Origin of the sequence: Aneurinibacillus soli (genome assembly GCF_002355375.1) — a bacterium.
In the GTDB taxonomy this organism is placed as follows: Bacteria; Bacillota; Bacilli; order Aneurinibacillales; family Aneurinibacillaceae; genus Aneurinibacillus; species Aneurinibacillus soli.
Genome location: NZ_AP017312.1, coordinates 2,168,410 through 2,190,729, shown reverse-complemented (window position 1 = coordinate 2,190,729; position 22,320 = coordinate 2,168,410). Strand labels below are relative to the sequence as shown.

At 46.4% G+C, this 22,320-nt stretch carries 27 protein-coding genes; 7 read left to right on the top strand and 20 right to left on the bottom strand.

Features of this window, described 5'->3' with window-relative positions; all coding sequences use genetic code 11:
• Positions 1–6: 6 nt before the first annotated feature.
• The gene (locus CB4_RS11080; RefSeq protein ID WP_231955971.1) at positions 7–1,209 is read left to right on the top strand and encodes an iron-containing alcohol dehydrogenase; all 1,203 of its coding nucleotides are present in this window, start codon (positions 7–9) and stop codon (positions 1,207–1,209) included.
• Between the two features lie 493 nt (positions 1,210–1,702).
• On the opposite strand, the gene pdxR is transcribed toward CB4_RS11080, so the two are convergent.
• Positions 1,703–3,136 carry a MocR-like pyridoxine biosynthesis transcription factor PdxR gene (pdxR, locus tag CB4_RS11075; protein ID WP_096465855.1) on the bottom strand — a complete coding sequence of 478 codons (1,434 nt, stop codon included), beginning with the start codon at positions 3,134–3,136 and terminating at the stop codon, positions 1,703–1,705.
• Between the two features lie 424 nt (positions 3,137–3,560).
• Here pdxR and CB4_RS11065 point away from each other — a divergent pair, with 424 nt between their 5' ends.
• Positions 3,561–5,225 carry a PQQ-binding-like beta-propeller repeat protein gene (locus CB4_RS11065; protein ID WP_096465853.1) on the top strand — a complete coding sequence of 555 codons (1,665 nt, stop codon included), beginning with the start codon at positions 3,561–3,563 and terminating at the stop codon, positions 5,223–5,225.
• 51 nt (positions 5,226–5,276) lie between these two features.
• Here the strand turns inward: CB4_RS11065 and CB4_RS11060 are convergent, their stop codons facing one another.
• Positions 5,277–5,798: a helix-turn-helix transcriptional regulator gene (locus tag CB4_RS11060; protein ID WP_096465852.1), complete on the bottom strand. Its 522-nt coding sequence runs from the start codon at positions 5,796–5,798 to the stop codon at positions 5,277–5,279.
• Positions 5,799–5,959: 161 nt separating this feature from the next.
• On the bottom strand, positions 5,960–6,697 hold the full coding sequence (locus CB4_RS11055) for a spore coat protein (protein WP_096465851.1): 738 nt from the start codon (positions 6,695–6,697) through the stop codon (positions 5,960–5,962).
• 56 nt (positions 6,698–6,753) lie between these two features.
• Here CB4_RS11055 and CB4_RS21860 point away from each other — a divergent pair, with 56 nt between their 5' ends.
• A complete protein-coding gene (locus tag CB4_RS21860; protein WP_258365600.1) occupies positions 6,754–6,882 on the top strand; it encodes a hypothetical protein in 129 nt (42 codons plus the stop codon).
• Positions 6,883–7,266: 384 nt separating this feature from the next.
• Here CB4_RS21860 and CB4_RS11050 read toward each other — a convergent pair whose 3' ends face one another.
• The 9 genes from CB4_RS11050 to CB4_RS11015 all read right to left on the bottom strand — a co-directional run bounded on the left by CB4_RS11050 (position 7,267) and on the right by CB4_RS11015 (position 13,899).
• Entirely contained in the window at positions 7,267–7,473 is a 207-nt protein-coding gene (locus CB4_RS11050; protein ID WP_096465850.1) for a hypothetical protein, read from the bottom strand.
• Entirely contained in the window at positions 7,474–7,638 is a 165-nt protein-coding gene (locus CB4_RS20975) for a hypothetical protein (protein WP_157737936.1), read from the bottom strand.
• Positions 7,639–7,687: 49 nt separating this feature from the next.
• Entirely contained in the window at positions 7,688–8,818 is a 1,131-nt protein-coding gene (locus CB4_RS11045) for a PAS domain S-box protein (protein WP_096465849.1), read from the bottom strand.
• A gap of 167 nt (positions 8,819–8,985) precedes the next feature.
• Positions 8,986–9,618 (bottom strand): response regulator, encoded by a 633-nt coding sequence (locus CB4_RS11040; protein ID WP_096465848.1) that lies wholly within the window; start codon positions 9,616–9,618, stop codon positions 8,986–8,988.
• The gene (locus CB4_RS11035) at positions 9,611–10,657 is read right to left on the bottom strand and encodes a sensor histidine kinase (RefSeq protein ID WP_096465847.1); all 1,047 of its coding nucleotides are present in this window, start codon (positions 10,655–10,657) and stop codon (positions 9,611–9,613) included. The genes CB4_RS11040 and CB4_RS11035 overlap by 8 nt, the downstream gene beginning before the upstream one ends.
• Entirely contained in the window at positions 10,654–11,388 is a 735-nt protein-coding gene (gene liaF, locus CB4_RS11030; RefSeq protein WP_096465846.1) for a cell wall-active antibiotics response protein LiaF, read from the bottom strand. The genes CB4_RS11035 and liaF overlap by 4 nt, the downstream gene beginning before the upstream one ends.
• A gap of 92 nt (positions 11,389–11,480) precedes the next feature.
• Positions 11,481–12,128 carry a PspA/IM30 family protein gene (locus tag CB4_RS11025; RefSeq protein WP_096465845.1) on the bottom strand — a complete coding sequence of 216 codons (648 nt, stop codon included), beginning with the start codon at positions 12,126–12,128 and terminating at the stop codon, positions 11,481–11,483.
• 22 nt (positions 12,129–12,150) lie between these two features.
• Positions 12,151–12,495 carry a lmo0954 family membrane protein gene (locus CB4_RS11020; protein ID WP_096467718.1) on the bottom strand — a complete coding sequence of 115 codons (345 nt, stop codon included), beginning with the start codon at positions 12,493–12,495 and terminating at the stop codon, positions 12,151–12,153.
• A gap of 666 nt (positions 12,496–13,161) precedes the next feature.
• Entirely contained in the window at positions 13,162–13,899 is a 738-nt protein-coding gene (locus CB4_RS11015) for a hypothetical protein (protein ID WP_096465844.1), read from the bottom strand.
• Positions 13,900–14,059: 160 nt separating this feature from the next.
• Here CB4_RS11015 and CB4_RS11010 point away from each other — a divergent pair, with 160 nt between their 5' ends.
• Positions 14,060–14,629: a DUF4878 domain-containing protein gene (locus CB4_RS11010; protein WP_096465843.1), complete on the top strand. Its 570-nt coding sequence runs from the start codon at positions 14,060–14,062 to the stop codon at positions 14,627–14,629.
• A 42-nt stretch (positions 14,630–14,671) separates the two neighbouring features.
• On the opposite strand, the gene CB4_RS11005 is transcribed toward CB4_RS11010, so the two are convergent.
• Positions 14,672–15,250: a thermonuclease family protein gene (locus CB4_RS11005; protein ID WP_096465842.1), complete on the bottom strand. Its 579-nt coding sequence runs from the start codon at positions 15,248–15,250 to the stop codon at positions 14,672–14,674.
• Positions 15,251–15,438: 188 nt separating this feature from the next.
• On the opposite strand from CB4_RS11005, the gene CB4_RS11000 reads away from it, so the two are divergent.
• Together CB4_RS11000 and CB4_RS10995 are read left to right on the top strand one after the other, a co-directional pair.
• A complete protein-coding gene (locus CB4_RS11000; RefSeq protein ID WP_096465841.1) occupies positions 15,439–15,825 on the top strand; it encodes a CidA/LrgA family protein in 387 nt (128 codons plus the stop codon).
• Positions 15,800–16,486, top strand: a complete 687-nt coding sequence (locus CB4_RS10995) for an LrgB family protein (RefSeq protein WP_096465840.1) — start codon at positions 15,800–15,802, stop codon at positions 16,484–16,486. Before CB4_RS11000 ends, CB4_RS10995 begins: the two co-directional genes overlap by 26 nt.
• A gap of 27 nt (positions 16,487–16,513) precedes the next feature.
• On the opposite strand, the gene CB4_RS10990 is transcribed toward CB4_RS10995, so the two are convergent.
• The 4 genes from CB4_RS10990 to CB4_RS10975 all read right to left on the bottom strand — a co-directional run bounded on the left by CB4_RS10990 (position 16,514) and on the right by CB4_RS10975 (position 19,409).
• The gene (locus CB4_RS10990; RefSeq protein ID WP_157737934.1) at positions 16,514–17,221 is read right to left on the bottom strand and encodes a class I SAM-dependent methyltransferase; all 708 of its coding nucleotides are present in this window, start codon (positions 17,219–17,221) and stop codon (positions 16,514–16,516) included.
• Positions 17,222–17,377: 156 nt separating this feature from the next.
• A complete protein-coding gene (locus CB4_RS10985) occupies positions 17,378–17,872 on the bottom strand; it encodes a hypothetical protein (RefSeq protein ID WP_096465838.1) in 495 nt (164 codons plus the stop codon).
• A gap of 70 nt (positions 17,873–17,942) precedes the next feature.
• Complete coding sequence (locus tag CB4_RS10980) at positions 17,943–18,815, bottom strand: polysaccharide deacetylase family protein (protein ID WP_096465837.1); 873 nt, start codon at positions 18,813–18,815, stop codon at positions 17,943–17,945.
• A 15-nt stretch (positions 18,816–18,830) separates the two neighbouring features.
• Positions 18,831–19,409: a pyridoxamine 5'-phosphate oxidase family protein gene (locus tag CB4_RS10975; RefSeq protein WP_096465836.1), complete on the bottom strand. Its 579-nt coding sequence runs from the start codon at positions 19,407–19,409 to the stop codon at positions 18,831–18,833.
• A gap of 125 nt (positions 19,410–19,534) precedes the next feature.
• On the opposite strand from CB4_RS10975, the gene CB4_RS10970 reads away from it, so the two are divergent.
• Entirely contained in the window at positions 19,535–20,047 is a 513-nt protein-coding gene (locus CB4_RS10970) for a DUF2867 domain-containing protein (protein ID WP_096465835.1), read from the top strand.
• A gap of 64 nt (positions 20,048–20,111) precedes the next feature.
• On the opposite strand, the gene arsC is transcribed toward CB4_RS10970, so the two are convergent.
• Genes arsC through CB4_RS10955 form a run of 3 tightly spaced genes read right to left on the bottom strand, consistent with a single transcriptional unit; the run spans position 20,112 to position 22,235 of the window.
• Complete coding sequence (arsC, locus tag CB4_RS10965) at positions 20,112–20,537, bottom strand: arsenate reductase (thioredoxin) (RefSeq protein ID WP_096465834.1); 426 nt, start codon at positions 20,535–20,537, stop codon at positions 20,112–20,114.
• Positions 20,538–20,575: 38 nt separating this feature from the next.
• Positions 20,576–21,871, bottom strand: a complete 1,296-nt coding sequence (locus tag CB4_RS10960; RefSeq protein ID WP_096465833.1) for an arsenic transporter — start codon at positions 21,869–21,871, stop codon at positions 20,576–20,578.
• Between the two features lie 16 nt (positions 21,872–21,887).
• Positions 21,888–22,235: an ArsR/SmtB family transcription factor gene (locus tag CB4_RS10955; protein WP_096465832.1), complete on the bottom strand. Its 348-nt coding sequence runs from the start codon at positions 22,233–22,235 to the stop codon at positions 21,888–21,890.
• Positions 22,236–22,320: the final 85 nt, after the last annotated feature.

Here is a 22,320-nt window from a genome sequence, read left to right as displayed (position 1 = left end):
CGTGTTTTGTTAAATTTTACTGTTCATATGCCAACCCGCATTCACTTCGGCAAAGGAGAGGTCGAAAAAGCAGGGGAAGTGGCGTGCCAGTATGGCACAAAAGCACTGCTGGTCACCGGCCGCTCTTCCACGAAAAAAACCGGAGTACTGGATCGGGTGATCGCGTCGTTCACACAGGCGAAGCTTGCGTATGTGCTGTTTGACCGCGTTGAATCAAATCCACGCACGACAACGGTTGATGACGGTGCACGCATCGCCCGTGAGGAAAACTGCGATGTAATTGTTGCATTGGGTGGCGGTTCCACAATGGATGCAGCTAAAGCCATTGCAGCAGCTACACTCTCTAATCGTCCTATCTATGATTACATGCGCGGCAATCCTGCCGGCACGGCAACCGAGCTTTTGCCCATTCAAGAAGCATTGCCGATCGTTACAATCCCGACACTAGCTGCTACCGGATCAGAAGCAAATTCCGGTGCCGTTCTCACCCACTGGGATACAAAAGAAAAATCCGGCATCGGCGGACCGGGCCTGTTCCCGAGAGCAGCCATTCTTGACCCGGAGCTGACCTACACCGTACCCGCTTCGTATACAGCAGACGGGGCAGCAGATATTTTCACCCATCTGTATGAAGCATATCTAACCGGGGATGAGCACGCCAACGTGCAGGATGAGATCACAGAGGGCTTGCTGCGCAATACGATCATGTATGCAAAAAAAGCCATTGATGAGCCGACCCACTACGAAGCTCGTTCGCACCTGCTCTGGACGAGCACACTGGCGCTAATCGGCATTGCTAATGCCGGGCGCGGCGGTTCCTTCCCGGTGCATGCCATGGAGCATACGCTTTCTGCTCACTATGACATTTCACACGGGCGTGGGCTTTCGATCATCACCCCGGCCTATTTTGAACAAGTCATCAAAAAAGATCGACCACATCGTCTAGCCCGCCTGGCGCGTAATGTATTCCACATTACTGAACAGAATGACGAATGTGCAGCACAGCTGGCAATCGAAGCGCTCATTGATTGGTATAAAGAGATCGGTGTGTACAGCACACTCGCTGACATGAATATTAAGGAAAGCGACCTGGCTATGATGGCAGACGAAACGATCCGCATCAACGGCGGCGGACGTCCGTTTATTCCTGGCACACATGAGCTCACTGCCGAGGACATACTGAATATTTTCAAAGCGTCGTACAGGTGAGATCAAAAAATGAAGGAGCGAGGGAAGAGTCATCCGCTTAGATACGCTTGCAGGGAAGCGGTGGCTGTTCGCTCTGGGAGAACGGATTTGCTCGGGTTGCGACTGGATTTTTGGAAGTCTGCTTCCTTTATTTTTTACCTGCATAGCAAAGCTCGACCTCTTGATATTGCTTGATGGTGTTTAACCAAGGTGTGCTAGAGCGGGATCGGGCGGGGCAACGGAACGCCTGTACGCGACTCCCTAGCGGAAGGGGCTAGACGAACGGGCTTTTGCCCACAATGCTTCGCTGCACATACATCGTGGGCACCTTTTGTGGGCGAGTTCGTCTGGCACCTGGAGCGGACAGTTACCACTTCTCCGTAAGCGTACCAAAGTGACGAGGCCCCGCCCGATCCCGCTCCTCCACCACACTTTGGAGAAAACCTCCCCCAAGAAAGGCTGTCCTGTTCGCCATGTTCTAGCTTTGGGACACTCTTCCCTCTCCTTTTTTCTTTCACTTGCTAAAAAGCAGTGCGCTGGCAAAGCGGGCAATTCCCTCTTCTATGTTCGTCTCATCCGTGCGACCAAATGTAAATCTGACATATCCTTCGCTTGATCCGAGAGCACTCCCCGGCATAAAAATCATGCCATGATCAATTGCCTGTTCTAGCAATTTCCATTCACTCACACGTTTTTTCACCCTGCACCACAGATGGATGCCTCCTTTTGGCACCAAGAATTCCACTTCATTCGGAAGATAATCGGACAAAGCTTGTATCATCGCATCCCTTCGCCTGCGCAACGTCGAACCAAGCGCCTGAATGTGCTCATCAAAATTCGGAGAGGTCAAAACTTCATTTGCCATCCACTGCGAGAAAATGCTATGTCCGAAATCAATTTGCTGCTTCACATCGGCTAATCGACTAATAACCGGCTGTGGACCCACGATCCATCCAATGCGCAACCCGGATGACACAATTTTAGAAAGGGAACTTATATAAAGGACCACACCATAGTCATCCATTGATTTCAACGTAGGAGGCGCTTGCGTATCAAAAGCCGTTAACGTATACGGATCATCCTCAATGATGGGTATGCCGTATTCAACGGCGATTTCAAGCAGCTTTTTTCGCCTTTTTGGATGCAGGCTAACTCCAGTTGGATTTTGAAACGTAGGATTTAAAAATATCATCCGAATTTTGTTTTTCTGATGGAACGCCACAATATCATCCGGATTGATCCCATGTTTATCCGCTTTCAGCAAACATGTTTTAATGCCCATCGATTTAAACAACGGCAACGAATAACAATACGACGGGTCCTCAATCAAAACCGTATCACCGGGTTTAAGCAGGCATTGAATAACTAAATACAGCGCCTGCTGGGCACCTGATGTAATGAGAACAGACGAAGACGCTGTATCAATATCCCGATCTCGTTTCAACTGACTTGCAATCGTTTCACGCAGTTGCAAGTTTCCTTGCTGGTGTTCATACCCGGATTGAAACGTAAAGCTCGCCGCCCTCATCCTTTCCTCGACCTGCGCTCGCGGAAATAAATCAGGCGATAGTTCGCCAGTGGCTAAATCAATCACTTTTTCATTGCGGGCTTCTTTAAAAATGCGGCGCATGAGCGGCGCATTCGGCAAAAGTGATCCTCCGATTACATACTGATCCCAATCAGGCAGCTGATTGTATTCCGTCTCCTGTCCAAACAAGCTCACTCTTGTCCCGCTCCCCTTCTTGCTTGTAACAAGTCCAGAAGCACGCATTTCTTCATATGCCGTTACAATTGTACTGCGATTTACTTCTAGCTCCTTGGCAAGCACACGTTCAGATGGCAATAAACTGCCCGGTGGATACTCACCATTTGAAATCCGATATTCCATATGCTCGATAATTTGTCTATACATCGGTTTATGACTTGAACGATCTAGCTTCCATTCCACGTCAGCCCCTCCTTTTCTGCCTGCAAACCTGAGTAGTATACACTTTATTATAAATAACTTCAGCCAAAAAATAACCTGATTGGCTGGTTTTGTACTGCATAATATCTGCTAAAAACCAGATGGATGGCCTATAAAAATATAAAGTGGATGGGTTCATTTCCTCCATAATCAAGTATTCTATATACAAGGTTGAAAATCTCTTATCAAAGAAATGAGCTGATCGTTATGCATGGCATGATGTTATTAATTTTAATTCCCCATATCGGTTTTATCGTTTTTTTCGGAGCACTATGGATTTTTTATAAAAAAAACAAAGATATTCTGTAATACGATTCACACACGTACTCTCCCCTCTTTTGCATCCCTCAAAAAGGTGTTACGATAAAAAGTAAACCATCTGAACTAAGAAAAAGGGAGTTACGTTGTGAATCGTAGACGTATGTTTCGCTTAATGTTTGCGCTCCTTGGCGCTAGTACGCTTGTAATCGGAGGAGTTGCCATCCTGATTTATCTGTCACACAAGCAAGCTCCTGTGGGAAACGAGCGGGAATCTGCCACATCGGCTGTAGAAACGGTAGCACAACCTTCTGCCACGCAGCCGCCGGACGGTCGTCCGCCCGCCCCACTCGCAGGCACTACCGCTCCCATACCTGGGCTATCCTATGCGCTATTTTCCGGCAGCCATCCGCTAGCAGCCTTTCATGCCGATCCGCTACCTGTTTTCTCCCCGCAGGATGTTCCATCTATTGAAGGTATCCTCACGTTTCGCGGCAACGCGCAGCGGACGATGCCTGTTTTTGGTACCATTGAATCTGCTACGTCTCTGAGCCAGCTCTGGCAGGCACACACTTCTCGCAGCAGCTGGGGCGGTGGAGCGGGTTGGACCGGGCAGCCGGCAATTGTCCGCTGGCCGGATCGTACACGAGCTATGATGAATCTGTACGAAGAATTCAAGAATCGCCCGAATTTTACAGAAGTGATCTACGCCTCGCTTGATGGGCGCATCTATTTCCTTGATCTTGCCACAGGCAAACCGTCGCGGCCACCCATTCTAATCCGCAATCCGATCAAAGGAAGTGTAACGCTTGATCCACGCGGATACCCATTGCTGTACGTCGGACAGGGGATTCCAGAGACTGGGGCGATCGGCTATCGTATCTTTAGTCTTATCGATCAGTCCCTCCTGTATTTTCTCGATGGAAAAGACCCGATTGCCGGACGGAAATGGGGCGCATTCGACGGGGCTCCGCTTATTCACGGCGATACCGATACGATGATCCTTGGCGGGGAAAATGGCCTCATCTACAACATTAAGCTCAATACGACTTTCAATCGGACTACCCCATCAATTACGATAAAACCAACGGTAACCAAATATCGTTACAAGGCAGCCGGTCAAAAAGAGATCGGGACAGAAAATTCGCTTTCTGCCTACAAAAATTACGTGTATTTCGCAGATAATAGTGGGGTCATTCAATGTCTCGATATTACCACGATGAAGCCTGTCTGGATGACACCAGGACCGGATGATACAGATGCAACACTAACCGTCGAAGAAGAAAACGGGCGTCCAGTGCTCTATACAGGTTGCGAAGTAGATAAACAGGGGACAGCTGGCACGGCTCTCATACGCAAACTCGACGGTCTCACCGGAAAAGTGCTGTGGGAAAAAGCCTATCCGTGTTTCTCCCTGAAAGGCTCACGCCCAGTAAACGGTGGTGTATTAGCCACCAATATTGTCGGCAAACAAAAAGCAGCAGATCGAGTCGTCTTTACCATCGCCCGCTACCACACATTCAATGGCGGATTGATCGTGGCACTGGATAAGACAGATGGACATGAAATATGGCAGCAGATAACAACCGCATACGCCTGGTCCTCTCCTGTCGATCTATATGATGCAAATGGAAACATGTACATTCTTCAAGGGGATTCCGCAGGCATGCTGCGCTTGCTGGACGGTAAGAACGGTGTAGAACGTACACGTCTGTCACTCAACGCAAATATTGAAGCGACACCTGCTGTGTTTAATGGCACAGCGGTAGTGGCCACCCGCGAGCCGTACATATATGGCATTCAAATTCATTGATGCATAATGAACATAAAAACAGCCTGTGCCATCCTGGCTATCAGGCTGTTTTTATGTTTCGAATTGTGATAGTCTATCAATCGTTTCCGTAAGCCAATCACGATCGCTCTGCAACAGGCGCAGACGACGATCCACGGTTAGATCAATGCTCGACTGCGGGCCGTGATACGGTATGTTGGCATACATTTCGATTTGTTCCTCCAATTTTAGAAGCCGGGCCCTTAAATACGACAACGCTTCTTCATGCGGCAGATGATCCAGAAACATAAGGCCAATATCCCCCGGAAGCGTCATCTGTCCGACTTCTGCCAGACTTGTCCGGAGCAGTTCCCAGAAGCGCATCTCCCCTTTTTCTGTGATCGAGTATACTTTGCGCGGTGGTCGGTTTTCTTCCTGTTCTGTCCGTACAGAAATATAGCCGTCCTGATGCAGCCGATTCAATGTGGCATAAGCGGTCGCCTTCTTCATATCTGTAATGCGACTTAAATTTCGCTCAATAAATTCATTGATTTGATAGCCGTGCTGGCTCTGTACTTTTAATAACCCAAGCAGTAGTAAAATTCGCTCTTCCATTCTCAAAATCGCCTCTTTTTTGCATGTAAATCGATCTGGATCGCTTCATCTATCTGTAAGGAGGATACAACGGATCTCCTAAAACGTCAACTAACCGCACCAGGCAAAGCAAATAGCGCTGCCTAATTTCGTTCCGGCAACGCTTATTTTCTCGCAGCAGCTTATCCATTAATCGCAATCCATTGATTAAATGGGGTAAATCGGTCACCCTGCCATTTCTGCACATTCATAACCAGGCCAAGACCATCTGCATTATAGCGACCAATAATGCGCTGGAACGCCATCAACTCATACACCCCATCATAGTCAAAATCGACCGGATACAATCCACCCAATCCATTAATGTCTCCACTCAGCGGAGCTTTCAATTTTCCATCTGGACGGTATATTTCGTTCAGATAGTCTGCACCTTTATAGTTTATATCCAGTGTGTACACATTTTTTGGATTTTCTGTTACCACTCGTACTCTATAATAATCCTCATACGTTACGGTACCTGTATGCGTACGGTTGAACTGCTCAAAATCAAACAGCTTGCGCGGCTGGTTGCCGAGGAACGAATACACGTAGTTATACGTGATCCCACCAGAACCACCAGAACTCATATTGACCATGATATCGTCCACATGATCCCCGGTAAAGTCACCAAGGAAAAGCGTAGGTCCATATCCCTGATTTTCTTTAAGTGGAATACGGTAGTGTTGTTTCGTTCGTCCGTCTTCCACAACGATCGTAATATCAGCAACCAGCGGACTACTCGCTCCGTACGGTTTTGTTCCGACAAGAAAGACGCGATCCGGCACGCGATCCCCGTTCACATCGCCAATCGCCGTATCAAGTACAATCGACTGCCCTGACGGCTGCGGCGCACGATATGCCCACATATATGGATGATACATACATTTCCCTCCTCCTGAATGGATTGCTCCCTCATGGTATGCCCGGAGAAAAACATATGGTACAAATACTCGACAATCCGCCTATAATCAGGCGTTTGCCCAGCAAAGGTTTTCTCCAAAGTGTGGTGGAGGAGCGGGATCGGGCGGGGCCTCGTCACTTTGGTACGCTTACGGAGAAGTGGTAACTGTCCACTCTAGGTGCCAGACGAACTCGCCCACAAAACATGCCCACGATGTATTTGCAGCGAAGCATTGTGGGCAAAAGCCCGTTCGCCTGCCTCCTTCCGCTAGGGAGTCGCGTACAGGCGTTCCATTGCCCCGCCCGATCCCGCTCCTGACACAGTTTGGATAAAAATCATTAGGCAACATCAAGAGGTTGAGCTTTGCCATGCAAGTAAAAAAACAAGGACGCCATCTTTCGAAAAGCCAGTTACGATCGAGCAAATCCGTTCTGGTATCACGCGTTTTTTGTAAACCGAAACGTTGTGCGGGGAGTGGGAGAAGGGAAGAGCAAGAGAGTGCCTACTCAGCGGAGGGAGAACGGCGAACGGGCCTTTGTCCGCAATCCTTCAGTGAATCAACATCGGAGGCTTTTCTTTGCGGGCGAGTTCGCCGGGCTCCTGGAACGGACAGCCCCACTTCCCTGCAAGCGTACCGAAGCGAACGGCTCCTCCCTTCTCCCACTCCCACCTCCACACGTTGTCGATATCACGAAAAAGCTGCCCTGTTCGCCATGTTCTGGCTTTTTGGACAGCCTCTGATGATTCTCTTTTCATTTATTGCACGTTCTCTTCCTCGGCTGCGTTCACATTCAACTGTGCGTTCTGTACCTGTTCCGATAACTGCTGTACTTGCTGCTGCTCCTCGCTGTTCGTTGCGTTTGCAGAAGCTGCCTCAAGGCCGTGTTGAATGCTATTATTTTTGTTTTGATTCTGTGCCATGTGTACTCACCTCCCTGTTCATTAGAAAGTATTCCACGAGCGGCCACGATTATCCATGCTGTTTTTTAACGAGCTGCGATACAGGCAATATAATAGTAAACACCGTTCCCTTGCCTACCCTGCTCTCCACTTTTATGGTTCCTTTATGAGTCTCGATGATTTTATAACTGACCATTAAGCCAAGCCCCGTTCCTTTCTCCTTGTTGCTATAAAACGGCTCGCCAAGGTGCGAAATACGCTCTTTCGCAATTCCACATCCTTCATCTATAAAACGAATCTGTACGTGATCTTTGCCAAGGCGAGCGGCTGTAATCATAATCAGTCCGCCCCCTGGCATCGATTCAACTGCATTCTGCAACATGTTCACAAATACTTGCTTGATCTGATTTTCATCACATTCAATATGCGGAAGGTCGGCGGCGATTCTTGTACTAATCTGAATACTGTTCATCACTGCTCTCGTGCTAATCAGTGCAGCGACATGTGAAATGATAGTAGCAAGATCATTCGACTGAAAACGAATGGCTTGTGGCTTGGCTAGTACAAGGAATTCCGTAATAATCGCTTCAATATGCTCAACTTCTGACATCATCAGCGCCAGATGTCCCTGCTCGTCTTCACGCTGTGCCTGCATGAGCTGGATAAAACCCTTGAGCACTGTCAATGGGTTCCGAACTTCATGGGCCACACCGGCTGCAAGCTGTCCGACTGCGTTCAGCTTTTCTGATTTGCGGAGCATTTCTTCCGCTTGCTTACGCTCAGTAATATCCTGAATCTGCGCAATGAAATAAAGGGGACTGTCACATTCATCCCGGACAAGTGACACGTTAAGCAGTATCCAGATAATCCGGCCACATTTGTGAATGTATCGCATTTCGAGTGTGAAGTGATGGATTTCTCCTGCTATCAGTTTTTGGGTATAGGCGACTTCTTCTACCATATCATCCACATGTGTAATCGTCTGAAATGTCTTCGCAAGCAGTTCCTCTTCTCCATAGCCTGTAATTTCACACAGTGCTGAATTCACCTTTAGAAATCGACCCGAAAGCGATACAAGCGCCATGCCAATTGCGGAATAATCGAACGCTTTACGGAACCGTTCATCGCTTTCCCGCAGCGCCTGTCCTACCCGATCTTCAGTTCCCTTTCTTACTATAACTGCCTCGATTTTCTCTGCCAAAACTGCTCCCCCTAAAACCGATCCGCATTTACTTTATGTACTTCCTGCTTAAAAAACGTACTTCCTGCTTAAAAATAAAAGTTTCGACAAAAGACAACAAAACCCTCTTTTCATATCATACTAATACAAATGAAAAAAGCATCCTCCAGAAAGGATGCCACCATTCCTTATGTAATCAGTCCGTGTTTAAACGCATAAATAACGGCCTGAGTACGATCTTGCACGCCAAGCTTGCTTAGGATGCTGCTGACATGCGTTTTGACCGTTTTCAATGCAATAAATAACTCATCGGCAATTTCCTGATTGGACTTGCCCTGTGCGATTTGCAGGAGAATTTCCATCTCTCGTCCGGTCAGCTCTTCATGCGGTAGACGTTCCTGCCGCTGACGCATACGGGTCATGACTTTACCCGTCACTTCTGGCTCCAGCACAGACTGTCCGTGATACGTCGCCCGTACCGCGTCTGCGATGTCACTTGCTCTTGATGTTTTCAAAAGATAGCTCGCCGCTCCTGCTTCAAGCGCAGGGTACACTTTCTCGTCATCAAGAAAACTCGTCACAATAATAATCCTTGCATCCGGCCACTGCTCCATAATGAGCTTCGTCGCTTCGATGCCATCCATTTCCTGCATAACGAGATCCATTAAAATAATATCCGGGCGTAAGCTAAGCGCAAGCTCTACTGCCTGTTTTCCGTTTTCCGCTTCTCCAATTACCTCCATATCGGGCTGCGCGGACAAATAGGACGTGACACCAATTCGCACCATCTCATGATCGTCAACAAACAGTACGCTAATCATCCGATTCCCCTCCTGTCATCATCCTTGGTATTCGTACTTCCAGACTCGTTCCCTGCCCCGGCAGACTGATAATCTTACTATGCCCACCCAACTCCATCGCTCTCTCCCGCATATTCTGCAACCCGTATGAGCCTGCCTTCGCAGACTCCACAGCAAATCCGACACCGTCATCGACAATTCGCATGATAATCAGATTGTCACGCTCAATCAGCAGCACATCCAGACGGGAGGCCTGCGCATGACGCAATGTATTCGAGACCGCCTCCTGCAAAATACGGAACAGATGATCTTCCACACCTTTATCGAGTTGCATCGGCTCAATTTTCCATTCAATCGCAAGCGGGACTTTTTGCGATAATTCGACAAGCAGCTCTTCCATTCCCTCCTGAAGCGACTTGCCTTTGAGCGCAAACGGACGGAGATGAAGCAAGAGTGCACGCATCTCCAGCTGAGACTGATGAATCATCGTCTCGACCATGCGCAGCTGCTTGTTTTCTCGTTCATTACGTGATGATGGCGTTTCGGCAATCGCCGACATGAGCATGGAAGCCGCAAACAGCTGCTGGCTAACCGAGTCATGCAGCTCACGGGCAAGTCGGTGACGTTCCTGCGATATGATTTCCTGCATCCGCTTCTCCTGATCTTCCGCTTTTTCCATCGCCAGCTTACGGGACAACTTCACCTGCTCCCCCATCTGCTGTTGAAGCTTCTCAATCCGCTGCCCGATCTGGTCTACTTCCTGTACACCACTCCCTGGCTGCGCTTCGATGCGCCGACCTTGTTCAAGCTCATGCAGTACACTTTCTATCGTTTGGAACTGCCGCTGCCAAAATAGACCATACACCAGACCAAAGCCAATGCCGATACTCATGCTAATACCCAGTGCAGCCAGAATAAACGGGAGTCCAAACAGCTCTGTCGTCCACAGATGAGACCAGTCCGGAAGCGGATAAGCCAGAAAAATCAGGAGGCCCGTAACGACAGCGGACAGACAGGCCAGACCAATACTGAGAGCAAGCTGGCGCTGGAGTGCATTCATATGCGCTTCACCTCCAGATCGCCCACCAGCATCGAGGTCATAATTTTCACCTTTTGGCCGGCCTGTCCGTAGCCCGGTGTCTCGATATGAAGAACACAGTTAAACGCAATCGGCTCCCGGTAGTCGAATACAGCAGCCGCTCCCGCGATAGCGGAATGATGCACACTTACTTCCACATCATACGGAATCAGCACCTGAACATTCCCAACCAGATTGCGGATGACAATGACATTTTCCTGCTTGGGAAGCACGGTTGAACTAAGATCAATCACCGTATCTCCGATGCCTGTCTGCACGGTCATATCATTCCATTCATATGCGTGTTCCGGTGTCTGTCTCGGACCGAGCCATATGTTGCGAAACATAGGAGTCCGAACAACGAGCATCTCCTCATTCATGCTCGGCTGCGACTCACCTATCACCGGAAAAATGAGATGCGGCTTTTTTTTGGATTGTGCGAACTGTACCACCATATAGGCAATCAGAATAAACGCCCAGAAACGAAACGCAACCGTATTTAACACCGCGATCCCAAGGTTTACAGCACCAAACCAGAAAAGTAGCTTTCCGGTCAGGCGCGGCAGACGTTTATGCCCGATATACATGCACCCGATCATACTACCTACAAAGAAAATCGCGCCGCCTCCAGAAAATGAAAGTTCCAGCAACAGCACAATCAGGCTGATAAAAATCGCCCAGTTTATAAAATCCGCCTTACTGCGATGCGGCATAGCGGTCCCTTCCTTTCTCGGGCAGAAGCACCTATCATGATGAGAAAAAAGGCGCAAATTCCCGCGCCTTTTTTTAAACTATCCTGATTATATTACGAAATGGGAGAAACCTCATCTTTTTTTGCCAGTTTTTCTAGCTGGGCAATTCTCGCATCAATCGTATGGTGATTATAGGACAGGTTTACCTGACGTTCAATGCGGTCTAGATAGTGTTCCATTTCTTCAAAGCGTGTAAACGGCGCTTCCAGTTGTCCACCAGGTTCGAGCACTCGGCTGATACGATGCTGGGCACGCGCCACATTTTCTCGACCCATTAGTTCCATACGCTTAATGTACATGTCTTTTAATTTATGTCTCATTTCCTCATAGCGACGTTCTAGCTCTGCAAGCTGGCGAGCCGCCTGCTGTTGCGATTCCTGCAAGCGAATGGCCCGTTCTTCGTACTGTGCTTGCTCTTGGAGCGCAAAGTCATACAATTTGGTTTCCCCGGCCCCAAGCGCTACTTCTGCCTGATGCTTGCGCTTCTCTGCCATGCTGTGCGCGTGGCTGTATTCCCGAGTGAACTCTTCGTTGAGGCGGTATTGGCGCTCCACTAGCGTACGAACTTTTTCTACTTCCTGTTCACATTCGCGCAAGTACTGATTTAGGAGCGCGATCGGATTTTTCTGTTCTTTCTTATCAAGTGCGTCATGAAAATCAGCGGCAATGGAATGTTTAATGCGGGCAAATAAGTTTTTCATCGTATTCTCTCCTTTTTATTAATTAAGATTGGCGCAGTGCGTCCCATTGTTTCTCAAAGTTCGTGAATGGATCTTCTGGCGTTTGTGTATGTGACGGCTGTTCGTTCCATTTTTTGTACACGAGATACAAAATTCCGATGGCAACCACACCGAACAGTGCTGGCATGTTGGATAAAGTTGCGCCCAATGCCGCAAGTCCGATCAACACCCAGAAGATTTTTTTGCATGTAGACTCGGTACGCAGGAACCCTTTTACCGCGTAGTACAAAATAGCGGCACTAATCGCAAGACCGATCATCGGGCCGAAGTTCGCAATGGCTACGATTGCTGCAGATCCTCCCGCCAGTAACAGACCAAATTTTTTCATGTTTTGCGGACAGGACACTCGCGACTTCAGTCGTGAGAGGAATGGATGCTACAAAAACGGTTGGGTCGAAAGATCTCATCAAGTTTTTGTATATCTCCACCACACCCTGTCCCTTCCTCCTTTGTTCGTAGTATAATGAGAACAAGAGAAAACCGTTGGGTAGCTTGGCTACTAAAGGCACTCTTTGTTCTTTGACAACTCAATGTATGGGGTTGATAGCAGGAAATCGTTGCTATCGTAAAACATTGAACGAATAAAACAAGTTCGTCCATCGTGGAAATAAAAGTACTGAGGACGGTGACGATATAGGCATAACCTGTATCGTCGGGCAGTGTCAACTCGCCTATCGTAACGCCACACTAAGGAAGGAGTCTCTCGACATTCGCACTTCCGGGCAGTTACAAGCTCACAACTTCAGTCGTGAGTAATTGACATGATTTGTTCCTCCCTTCTTGTTATTCATGGTACCGAATTTCCAAGGTTCGCATAACGAACCTCCGCTTGAATTTCATCTACGACCTCAGACGTAGAGAGCATCAGACCTTCGAATATAAACAGCTAGCATAGCCACCTAACACGAATAAGCACTTTTACACGGTCGTGTGTTATCATCTGTTTCGAATGCCCCGAAAAAAAGAACAAGAAGAGGTAGCGCAATTTTTTACGCTACCTCTTCTTGTTATATGCCGGAATAAATGGTGAGCCATTCTCTATCTCTTTGAGAAAATCTTGAAAGCCATGATTTCCGATTCTTTTATACCATCGTGTTACCTCATAGCACGACAGCATATACGTCGAAATGATATCCTTGTTTGCTGTTTCAAACTGCCTGTGCGTATCCATAGCCGAAAAATCCGGCTGGTTCTTGCCGTTATTCGTCATCTGATTCCAATTCGATTCCAACTTCTCTGTATAGCGCCCGTCTACCATCATTGCCAGCCCCTCGTCAAACCATGCCGGTACTTTGCCGACCCGATGATATAATTCGGCGTGCGTAAGTTCATGGCTAATGATCGGCACATTTAATCCGTCTGGACCAAGCACAATAATAATTCCTGCTGCGCTAGAATACGTTTGAGCCGAACCGGACGTGTAGCGCCGCAACGTATCGATAGAATCACTCAAAATGAGAACAGGCTCTGCCTCTATGCTGCCAAACAACCGCGAAACACGTTCTCTTGCTGTATGTATATCCCGAAGGAGAATTCCCTGCTTTTTGGTTGACATATGCGGATCTACATATATATCTGGTGCAATCTGCTTCATATCCGACCACCGGACTAGCATACTATTTGTCAGCTGCGGGGCAGCCGCAGCATATCCGGCGGTGGCAATACAAAGAAGCACGCCTAGAATAGCTATGATCTTATAACAAAGTTTTATATTTCCAAGCTTGTATAGCATGAGACTCCTCTTCCTTTCTAAATATGAGCATGCATCATACATACTTATGAAGAAAAAAATCAGTCCTAGGAAGTAGATGTGTTCATCCTCCAGGTGGTAACAAATGGTATGGGATTATGTTACATTTTTGGTATATCAAAATAATACTGGAGGTTTATAGATGAATTTACACAAGTATTTACTCGTTGCTATCATGCTATTAGGTGGATTGATACTAGCTACAGGTTGTTCAAGTGAAAAAACTGCTACACCAGTAAATAATGATTCTCCTGATATCATTGTGAAGAATTTCTTTGATTCATTGCAAAAGGGAGAGCTCCAGCAAGCTGCTTCTTTCCTGAAGAAAGATGACCAAGATTTGCGTGAGCTTTCAGCTGATCCAGAAGGCAAAAAGGTAGCCAAACCATTCTTACAGCAGCTAACATATGAAACCGGTTCATATGATATAAAGGGAGATGAGGCCACGATCTCTGTGAAAATTACCGTTCCTAATATGCTGAAGATTTCTGGAGCAGCAGCCAAAGACATCGTATCTGAGGCGATGTCAGGAAAAATGAATGACGACATACAAGCGGAACGTAAGGCATTAGAAAAAATAGAAGCCAGCATAAAAGACCCTTCTGCTCCTACGGTAACAACCGCTCAAACGATCAAATTGACCAAAACTGAATCCGGTTGGAAAATCTCTACAATGGATACGGACTTTCTCAAAACATTCTTCGGATCATGACAGACATAAAAAATCCCCTCTGCCACAAGAGGGGATTCTTTCTCATTGCTCAACCTTCCGATCCGGAAACGCATCCTTAATGTTTTGCCATACGCCACGCCCTGCCTCTCGTGCTTCGGTCTGCCATTTTCGGATGTCATCCACATACTTTACATTCGGTGGGAATGTTGCGAGCCGCGCATACCCACTGCGGACAAGTGTTCCATTGAAAAATTCGCCTTTTCCGCCTGCCACATCAAGATACACATACCGCAGCCAGCGACCATACTGGTCATTCGCTTTCACATCACGCTCCAGCCATACGGTCTGTCCTGTGAGCCGCTTCGTCGTATATTGCTTCGCTTCTTCTCCGAGATAGCCTTGCGGACGATTCGGCGCTTTTGACTCTGGCGTATCCATCAAAATCATACGCACTTTCTTCTCCTTGCCGTTCACATCCACCGCAAACGTATCGCCGTCCACCACCCGCTTCACTTTTGCTTTCTCAAGCTTTTTGTCCGATGTAGAAACCATTGCCTTCCATTCATCTGAACCACTCTTTGGTGCTGGGCCACTGCAGGCCGCAAGCAAAAGAACTACACTGCATACAAGCAGCAGAAATCTCATACGAATCAATCTCATCTTTCATAACCTCCCGTTCTGTAACCCGTTCATTGTACAGAATGGAGAACATATGTACAAGCTTCTGTATCCTGATGTGCAATGCACGAGTACACCACTCCATAATTGTATAGATATTTCAAATAATATCTCGTAAAATAAAGTCAGCTCATCAGATGATTTCAAACTAAAGAGAGGATACATGTACTATGAAAGCTTTGTTTTTTGTATGTCAGCTAGCCGGATTATGGGGACTTAATGAGCTCGGCTACTTTATTACCGAACAGCTTCATCTTCCGTTTCCCGGCAATGTAATGGGATTGCTGCTATTATTTGTCCTGCTTGTATCCGGAGTTATCAAGCTTACCTGGATCGAGGACGCAGCTTCCTTTCTCATCCGGCATCTTGCATTCTTCTTCATTCCCGTTGCGGTAGGACTAATGAAAGTTGGAGGTATTTTAGTGATGAATGGGGTGGCGATTATGACATCACTTATTGTAAGCGCTATAGTCGGCCTGCTCATCACAAGTGGACTGTCCCAGTTGCTTGAGCGGAGAAAGGAGCGGACGAATGAGCACATTCGTGACACTATTTAGCATTCTGCTTACGATCGGTGCCTACATGGTAAGCCGTATCGTAGCCCGGAAGTATCCGTCCCCCTTTACGACTCCCGTGTTTTTCAGCACTGCTCTCATTATTATCGTACTATTGATACTCGGCCTATCATTCGAACAATACGAACCAGGGAAAGAGATCATGACCTTTTTTCTCGGCCCAGCTACGGTAGCACTTGCCGTACCCTTGTACAAAAATCGGCAGCTTGTCGTCACATACAGTGTACCTGCGGCCGCAGGCATTGTAATAGGCGCACTGGCGACAACTTTATCGGCTGTGTTTATCGGTCTCTTGTTCCATCTGCCGCACGATGTACTCGCTTCACTGGGTGTGAAATCCGTCACGGTGCCAATTGCGCTTGAGATTACTGCTTTAACCGGCGGCAATCCTACGCTAAGCGCAGCGTTCGTTGTGCTAACCGGCACTCTCGGCACAATGATCGGACCATGGCTATTGAAGCGTTCCGGCATCACAAGCCCATTCGCCTATGGACTTGCTATGGGAGTTGTCTCGCACGGGCAGGGCACCGCACAGGCCGCCACCGAAAATGAGCTGGCCGGTGCAGTGGCCGGAGTAGCCATGGGACTTACAGCCATTGTTACCTCGATCATCCTGCCAACACTTATGCCGTATATAACGTAATCGAGAATGGCGCTTCGCTACGGAGCGCTATTTTCTTCGCCCGCCGAATACAGCGAGCTCAAAATACTTGAAATAAATATCTACATCTACAAAGCCGCTATCTCTTAGCCAGCTACATTGGTCTTCCACTGGAGCCAAAATGTTATCAAATCGATCCGCTCGATTTATATAGGCATTCCATACGTCTCTCTCCGTTACCGTCGGTTCAACAGTACGGCGATGCTCGTAAATATGATTGACAAGCGTATGATCCCAGATCGCCTCAATTCGTTCACTGCGTGAGGCTACGTGCTCCACATTCAGAAACACTCCACCCGGATTCAGCGCTTTATAGATTTCCTCATATATACTGCGCTTGCGTGGGTGTGTCAGGTGATGCAGCGCATATGAGGATACAATACAGTCATATGTCTGGTTTGTTATATCTGACAGCTTCTCTGTCTCTAGGTCTGCCTGTATGATTCGAATGCTTGGATACGCAGCCAGCCGCTCTTCTGCTTTCGCAAGCATCGGCTCTGAATGGTCGATGAAATCACCGGACGCTTCCGGATACAGCTGCAACAATACTTCGCCCGTAATTCCATCTCCGCATCCAAGATCAAGGATAGATGCTGGTTTACCATGTAGTTCTGCTACGAGATGTACCATAATCTTCATCTGATCCGCCCCGTACGGAATGCCGGGACGGACATCTATAAACGCCTGAACAACCTGTTCTTCTTTCCAGCTTTTCATTTTGTTTCTCCTCCTTATGCGCAGTATTCTCATACAGTATAACACAAAAATTAAACTTTTTTGTAAATTCAGACCATATTATTTCTACTTCAAGGGCAGGTGTCTCGACCCACCCCCCCTGAAAGCTTCTTACATGATAAACTTCTCTGTTTTCACTTACTTGTTGATGTCGATTACCTGATACTGTTCTGGTTTCTGCGTCGAAACACCAAACCAAATTTCACCGTCTCCGACCATAACACCTTGAGCGTTAACAAACAGATCCTCCACTTTTTGATCCGCTAACGCTTTTTTTACTTTTGGCGTGAAGATTTTATCGTAATTCTTTATGAATTGCTTTTTTGTCCGATTCGTAGTTTTCTTTCCATTAACAACGACCGGATATTTCATATAGTCAGCTACCCCCTTTTTATCTCCTTTTGCCACCAAAGTTTGAAACTTTACAAAGAACGCTTCAAACTTTTTTGGTTGGTCGATACCTGCAATCGCATATTTATTGGGAGTTGCTGAATGTTGTGATGCTACCTGTTTGTCAACTACATTTGAATGTTGTGGCGTATTTGCCGCAGCCAATCCAGTTGTAGATAAACCTGCTAATAATGCCAGTAAAAGCCCATAAATTGCAGCATATTTTGCACTTGTTTTTTTCATTAAATTCCCCCCTACTTACGATCTATAAGTACTTGACGGACTATAGTTGGCATTAGTTTCACTTCATCCATTATTGGAGTGGAAATTCTTTCAATTTACAGAAGTGATAGCCTTCCCGAATCAACTGCGGAATGGCAAGCTTCAGGCCTTCTGCCGTGTCTCCTTTCGGTTGATTCATATGTAGAATCACGATAGAGCCTGGTTTAGCAGATAATAACGCATGCTTAACTTGAGCTGCGGTATACGTGGCTCCGGCATCTCCTAACACATCATAATTCACGATCTTTTCCCCGAGTTCCCCTACAATCTTCACGCCAATATCGTCATAAAACGCTGTACCTGAACGAAAAAACTGTGGAGCCCTCCCTGTTAGTTTTTCAATTTTTCGTTGATTTATGGCTACTTCATCCACAATCTGGCCTACACCTACCGTTCCTTTAATCCCCCATGCCGAGCGCCCATTTACGGAAAGAGGTTTATGCAGGTACCCATGGTTTTCAATTTCAAATTGCGGCATCCTGGCTAGTGTCATAAAGGTCTGATAATTAGCATCAATCCAACGACTATTGATGAATAAAGTCGCGGGTATGTTCATTTGCCGTAAATAGTTGATAATATCTATATCATACCCGCTGCCATGGGGACCTCCACATGCATCAAAAGTTAACGCGATCACCTTTTCATTTGTATGTAATCGACGATGTACACCAGGAATAAATTCGCCCCATGTTGTAGGTGATTGATTGCTATATTTTTTGATCAGATACGATTTTACCGATTGATCACGCGAAGCTCCTTGTTCCTCAACTTTTTGCGTATTGTGTTGTACAGGGGTCCCACCTTGACCTTGTTGCTGTACTTGATCTTTATTCGCTGCACAGGACGTCAAAAGAAGGGATAAAAGTAACGGGGCTGTTATGTTTAGTAGTCTCCATCTCATCATCTGAATTAACTCCTTTTATTCTTCAGGAAGAATGGGTTTCATTTCTTGCTGACCTAATGAAGTAATCATCCCATCCATACTTACATAGTTTTTCTTCTTATGATACTCTTTGATCCCCTGCTCCCCTGTCTTCATGGCCCATTGCTGAAGAGTGTTACGCTCGCCTGAATAGGAAAAGAAGGGGACACTAAAACCACACGAGGTTTTTACCGTGTGTATCGTAACGTAAATGATCTGTCGGGCACCTGGAAGAAGCTCAAAATGCGGAAGTAACTCATCCCATTTAGGTGTACCTGGCAGGATCACACGCCCCTTGCCATATAGACGTAAAATCATCGGCGCTTCTTCAAAAGAGAGAAACATCAAGGTAATTCTGCCATTCTCCTCTACATGGGCACTCGTTTCATTCGCACTGCCTGTTAAATCCAGATATGCAACTTCTGTCGGTGAAAATATACGCAGCACATCATAGCCCTTTGGTGAAATATTGATGTGACCTTCTTCACCTAAAGGAGCAGATCCAACAAAAAATATTCGCTGCTTCCTAATAAACTCTTCATGCTCAGGGAGTATCGTCGAAAAAAGCTTTCCCATATTACCTTCCCCTTCCAATAGTTTTTATACTATACTTTACTATATGTCTAGCACTCTTAGGATTACATATCAGGACGATATTATATAGAGAGTCGATTAAAGTTCTGAGCCAAAGGAGCATACTAATGGAGAAATACATGATTGAAGCGGTTTCCATTCCCGAAAAGTCATTAGTAGAACAAGCTTTTTCGCACATACATTATTCAGATGCCTATAAAGTTACGTTGCCAAACGAGTTAGTCTGCGATGTAGATTCTATTTCGCGACTGTTTTTAACTTCTTCCCCTTCTTGGGTCGCCCGCTTAATGAAAATACGGGACAAAATAGTAAATCTTATTGGACTAAAGACATCTAAGCAATCAGATTTGCAACATATAACATTTGAACCCGGAAGTCAGGTTGGCATATTTCGTGTAATCAATCGCTCATCTAACGAGATATTGATGGGAGAAGATGATCGTCACTTAAACTTTCGTGTGTCCATTTTGTTAGATGACAGGAACGGAATGAAATGCGCCACTGTATCAACTACGGTTTATTACCATAACTGGCTTGGGAGACTGTATTTTTTCATTGTCGGGAGAATCCATAAGCTAATCGTACCTTCGATGTTGAAGAGTATGATGCGTAATGTTTAGAGAACAGCAAAAAAAGCCAGTTTTCACCACGTTACGTAGTGTAGCCGGCTTTTTTCCATATTCTTTATTTTCCTTCTCTAGAAAAATATCGAATTCTTTCTTCGATTTCATCACGTACACGTTGGAAAAAGGCCCATTTTTCCTCTTCCGTTCCCGTAGCTTTTGCAGGGTCATCAAATCCCCAGTGATCACGTTTTACATGTGCAGGAGTCATTGGGCATTTATCGTTCGCATCTCCGCACAGCGTTACAACATAGTCTGCTTTATTCAATAACTCCGGATCGATCACATCAGACGTTTGATTTGAAATATCGATTTCCTTTTCCGCCATGACCTTTATCGCATTCGGATTGAGTCCGTGTGCTTCAATGCCTGCGCTGTATACCTCATACTTGTCGCTTAAATATTTCTTACCGAATCCTTCTGCCATTTGGCTTCGGCAGGAATTTCCTGTGCAAAGAAAATAAATGACTTTTTTGTTGACTGGCATCATTATTTCTCCTCTAGATTTCTTATATTATTTTCCATTTACGAAACAAGGCTAAGCCAAAGGTAAAGCCCAACAAGCGTGATCAAAAGGGTAGGAATAGTTAATAAAATTCCAATCTTAAAGTAGTAACCCCATGTAATTTTCACGCCTTTACGAGATAGCACATGCAGCCACAGAAGCGTCGCCAGAGACCCGATCGGTGTAATTTTTGGCCCTAGATCACAGCCAATTACGTTAGCGTAGACGAGTGCTTCGCGAATCACGCCATTCGTTTGGGTTGCCTGGATCGCTAACGCATCAATCATGACAGTTGGCATGTTGTTCATAATCGATGAGAGAATCGCAGCCATAAAGCCCATCCCGATCGTCGCCGCAAACAATCCTTGATCAGCCGTTGTTTGAATCATCTGTCCAAGCATGTCCGTTAAGCCAGCATTCTTTAACCCGTATACCACGACATACATACCAATCGAGAAAATCACCACAGCCCATGGAGCCTCTTTCACTACTTGCGCTGTTTGAATGGCATGACTTCTACGTGCGGCCAGGATAAAGATGAGGGCAACCACCCCGGCAATGACAGATACCCGAATGCCCAGGGACTCACTGAACAAATAACCAGCGAGAAGAATGCCTAACACAATCCAGGATAAGCGAAACAATCTTTGATCTTTAATGGCTTCTTGTGGTTTCTTCAACTGCGATATATCGTAGTCTGCCGGAATACTCTTACGAAAAAACAGATACAGGACCAGCAAGCTTGCTGCTAACGAGAAGAAGTTGACGACAACCATTCGACTTGCATACTCGATAAATCCAATATCAAAGTAATCGGCTGATACGATGTTAACCAGGTTACTTACTACGAGAGGGAGCGATGTCGTATCCGCAATAAATCCACTTGCCATAATAAATGGGAGTACCAGTCGTTCATCGAATTGTAGAGCACGGACTTGTGCGAGTACGATCGGCGTAATGATAAGAGCTGCTCCATCGTTCGCAAAGAACGCAGCTACAGCAGTTCCTAAAAGCACGACGTACACAAACATCCGTCTGCCATTTCCTTTTGCCAGTCGTGCCATATGTAGAGCTGACCATTCAAAAAATCCAATCTCGTCAAGAATTAAAGAGATGAGGATAATCGCTACAAATGTCAGAGTAGCGTTCCAAACAATCCCGGTAACAGTCACCACATCCCCAATCGTCACAACTCCGAACAATAAAGCTAAAATCGCACCGGCAGTCGCTGACCACCCGATATTTAACCCCCTCGGCTGCCAGATCACGAATACTAGCGTGATGGCAAAAATAATAAACGCACTCCAAGCTTGCATGTTTTCTTCTCCACTTCTATCTGGTTTCTACTTCAACAACACAGCAGTTGTTCTGCCGAGATGCCTCGTATTTCTTCAAGCTAGCTGCTTGCGAGGGAATGGCATCAATGATAGGAGTAAGATAAGGGGCAAGTTCTGGATTCAAGCGGAAATATGCCCATGTACCTTCTCTTCGCTCCTGAATGATACCTGCTACGCGTAGCTTTTTTAGATGTTGGCTAATACCAGGTTGTGACATGTCTAATAAGTCAACCAGGTCACATACACACAACTCTTTTTCCTTCAAATAACCAAGAATCGTAAGACGTGTCTTATCGCCCACTAGCTTAAGGAAAGACGACATCTTCTCCATTTCCTTCTCCATATATTCACTTCCATTTATATAATTTTATAATTATATTAATACTCACTTATATTAAAGGCAATACCTTTTTATTCGATTGGCCATC

Coding starts and splice junctions, on each gene's coding strand:
- CB4_RS11060 (WP_096465852.1), bottom strand. CDS start 5,798: ATGGAAGAGCGAATTTTACTACTGCTTGGGTTATTAAAAGTACAGAGC.
- CB4_RS10960 (WP_096465833.1), bottom strand. CDS start 21,871: ATGCAAGCTTGGAGTGCGTTTATTATTTTTGCCATCACGCTAGTATTC.
- CB4_RS20975 (WP_157737936.1), bottom strand. CDS start 7,638: ATGGCACAGAATCAAAACAAAAATAATAGCATTCAACACGGCCTTGAG.
- CB4_RS11055 (WP_096465851.1), bottom strand. CDS start 6,697: ATGTATCATCCATATATGTGGGCATATCGTGCGCCGCAGCCGTCAGGG.
- CB4_RS10990 (WP_157737934.1), bottom strand. CDS start 17,221: ATGAAAAGCTGGAAAGAAGAACAGGTTGTTCAGGCGTTTATAGATGTC.
- CB4_RS11020 (WP_096467718.1), bottom strand. CDS start 12,495: ATGAAAAAATTTGGTCTGTTACTGGCGGGAGGATCTGCAGCAATCGTA.
- CB4_RS21860 (WP_258365600.1), top strand. CDS start 6,754: ATGGTACAAATACTCGACAATCCGCCTATAATCAGGCGTTTGCCCAGC.
- CB4_RS10955 (WP_096465832.1), bottom strand. CDS start 22,235: ATGGAGAAGGAAATGGAGAAGATGTCGTCTTTCCTTAAGCTAGTGGGC.
- CB4_RS11035 (WP_096465847.1), bottom strand. CDS start 10,657: ATGAATGCACTCCAGCGCCAGCTTGCTCTCAGTATTGGTCTGGCCTGT.
- CB4_RS10970 (WP_096465835.1), top strand. CDS start 19,535: ATGGAGAAATACATGATTGAAGCGGTTTCCATTCCCGAAAAGTCATTA.
- CB4_RS10985 (WP_096465838.1), bottom strand. CDS start 17,872: ATGAAAAAAACAAGTGCAAAATATGCTGCAATTTATGGGCTTTTACTG.
- CB4_RS11040 (WP_096465848.1), bottom strand. CDS start 9,618: ATGATTAGCGTACTGTTTGTTGACGATCATGAGATGGTGCGAATTGGT.
- arsC (WP_096465834.1), bottom strand. CDS start 20,537: ATGCCAGTCAACAAAAAAGTCATTTATTTTCTTTGCACAGGAAATTCC.
- CB4_RS11010 (WP_096465843.1), top strand. CDS start 14,060: ATGAATTTACACAAGTATTTACTCGTTGCTATCATGCTATTAGGTGGA.
- CB4_RS11005 (WP_096465842.1), bottom strand. CDS start 15,250: ATGAGATTGATTCGTATGAGATTTCTGCTGCTTGTATGCAGTGTAGTT.
- CB4_RS10975 (WP_096465836.1), bottom strand. CDS start 19,409: ATGGGAAAGCTTTTTTCGACGATACTCCCTGAGCATGAAGAGTTTATT.
- CB4_RS11000 (WP_096465841.1), top strand. CDS start 15,439: ATGAAAGCTTTGTTTTTTGTATGTCAGCTAGCCGGATTATGGGGACTT.
- CB4_RS11015 (WP_096465844.1), bottom strand. CDS start 13,899: ATGCTATACAAGCTTGGAAATATAAAACTTTGTTATAAGATCATAGCT.
- CB4_RS10995 (WP_096465840.1), top strand. CDS start 15,800: ATGAGCACATTCGTGACACTATTTAGCATTCTGCTTACGATCGGTGCC.
- CB4_RS11025 (WP_096465845.1), bottom strand. CDS start 12,128: ATGAAAAACTTATTTGCCCGCATTAAACATTCCATTGCCGCTGATTTT.
- CB4_RS10980 (WP_096465837.1), bottom strand. CDS start 18,815: ATGATGAGATGGAGACTACTAAACATAACAGCCCCGTTACTTTTATCC.
- liaF (WP_096465846.1), bottom strand. CDS start 11,388: ATGCCGCATCGCAGTAAGGCGGATTTTATAAACTGGGCGATTTTTATC.
- CB4_RS11050 (WP_096465850.1), bottom strand. CDS start 7,473: ATGAAAAGAGAATCATCAGAGGCTGTCCAAAAAGCCAGAACATGGCGA.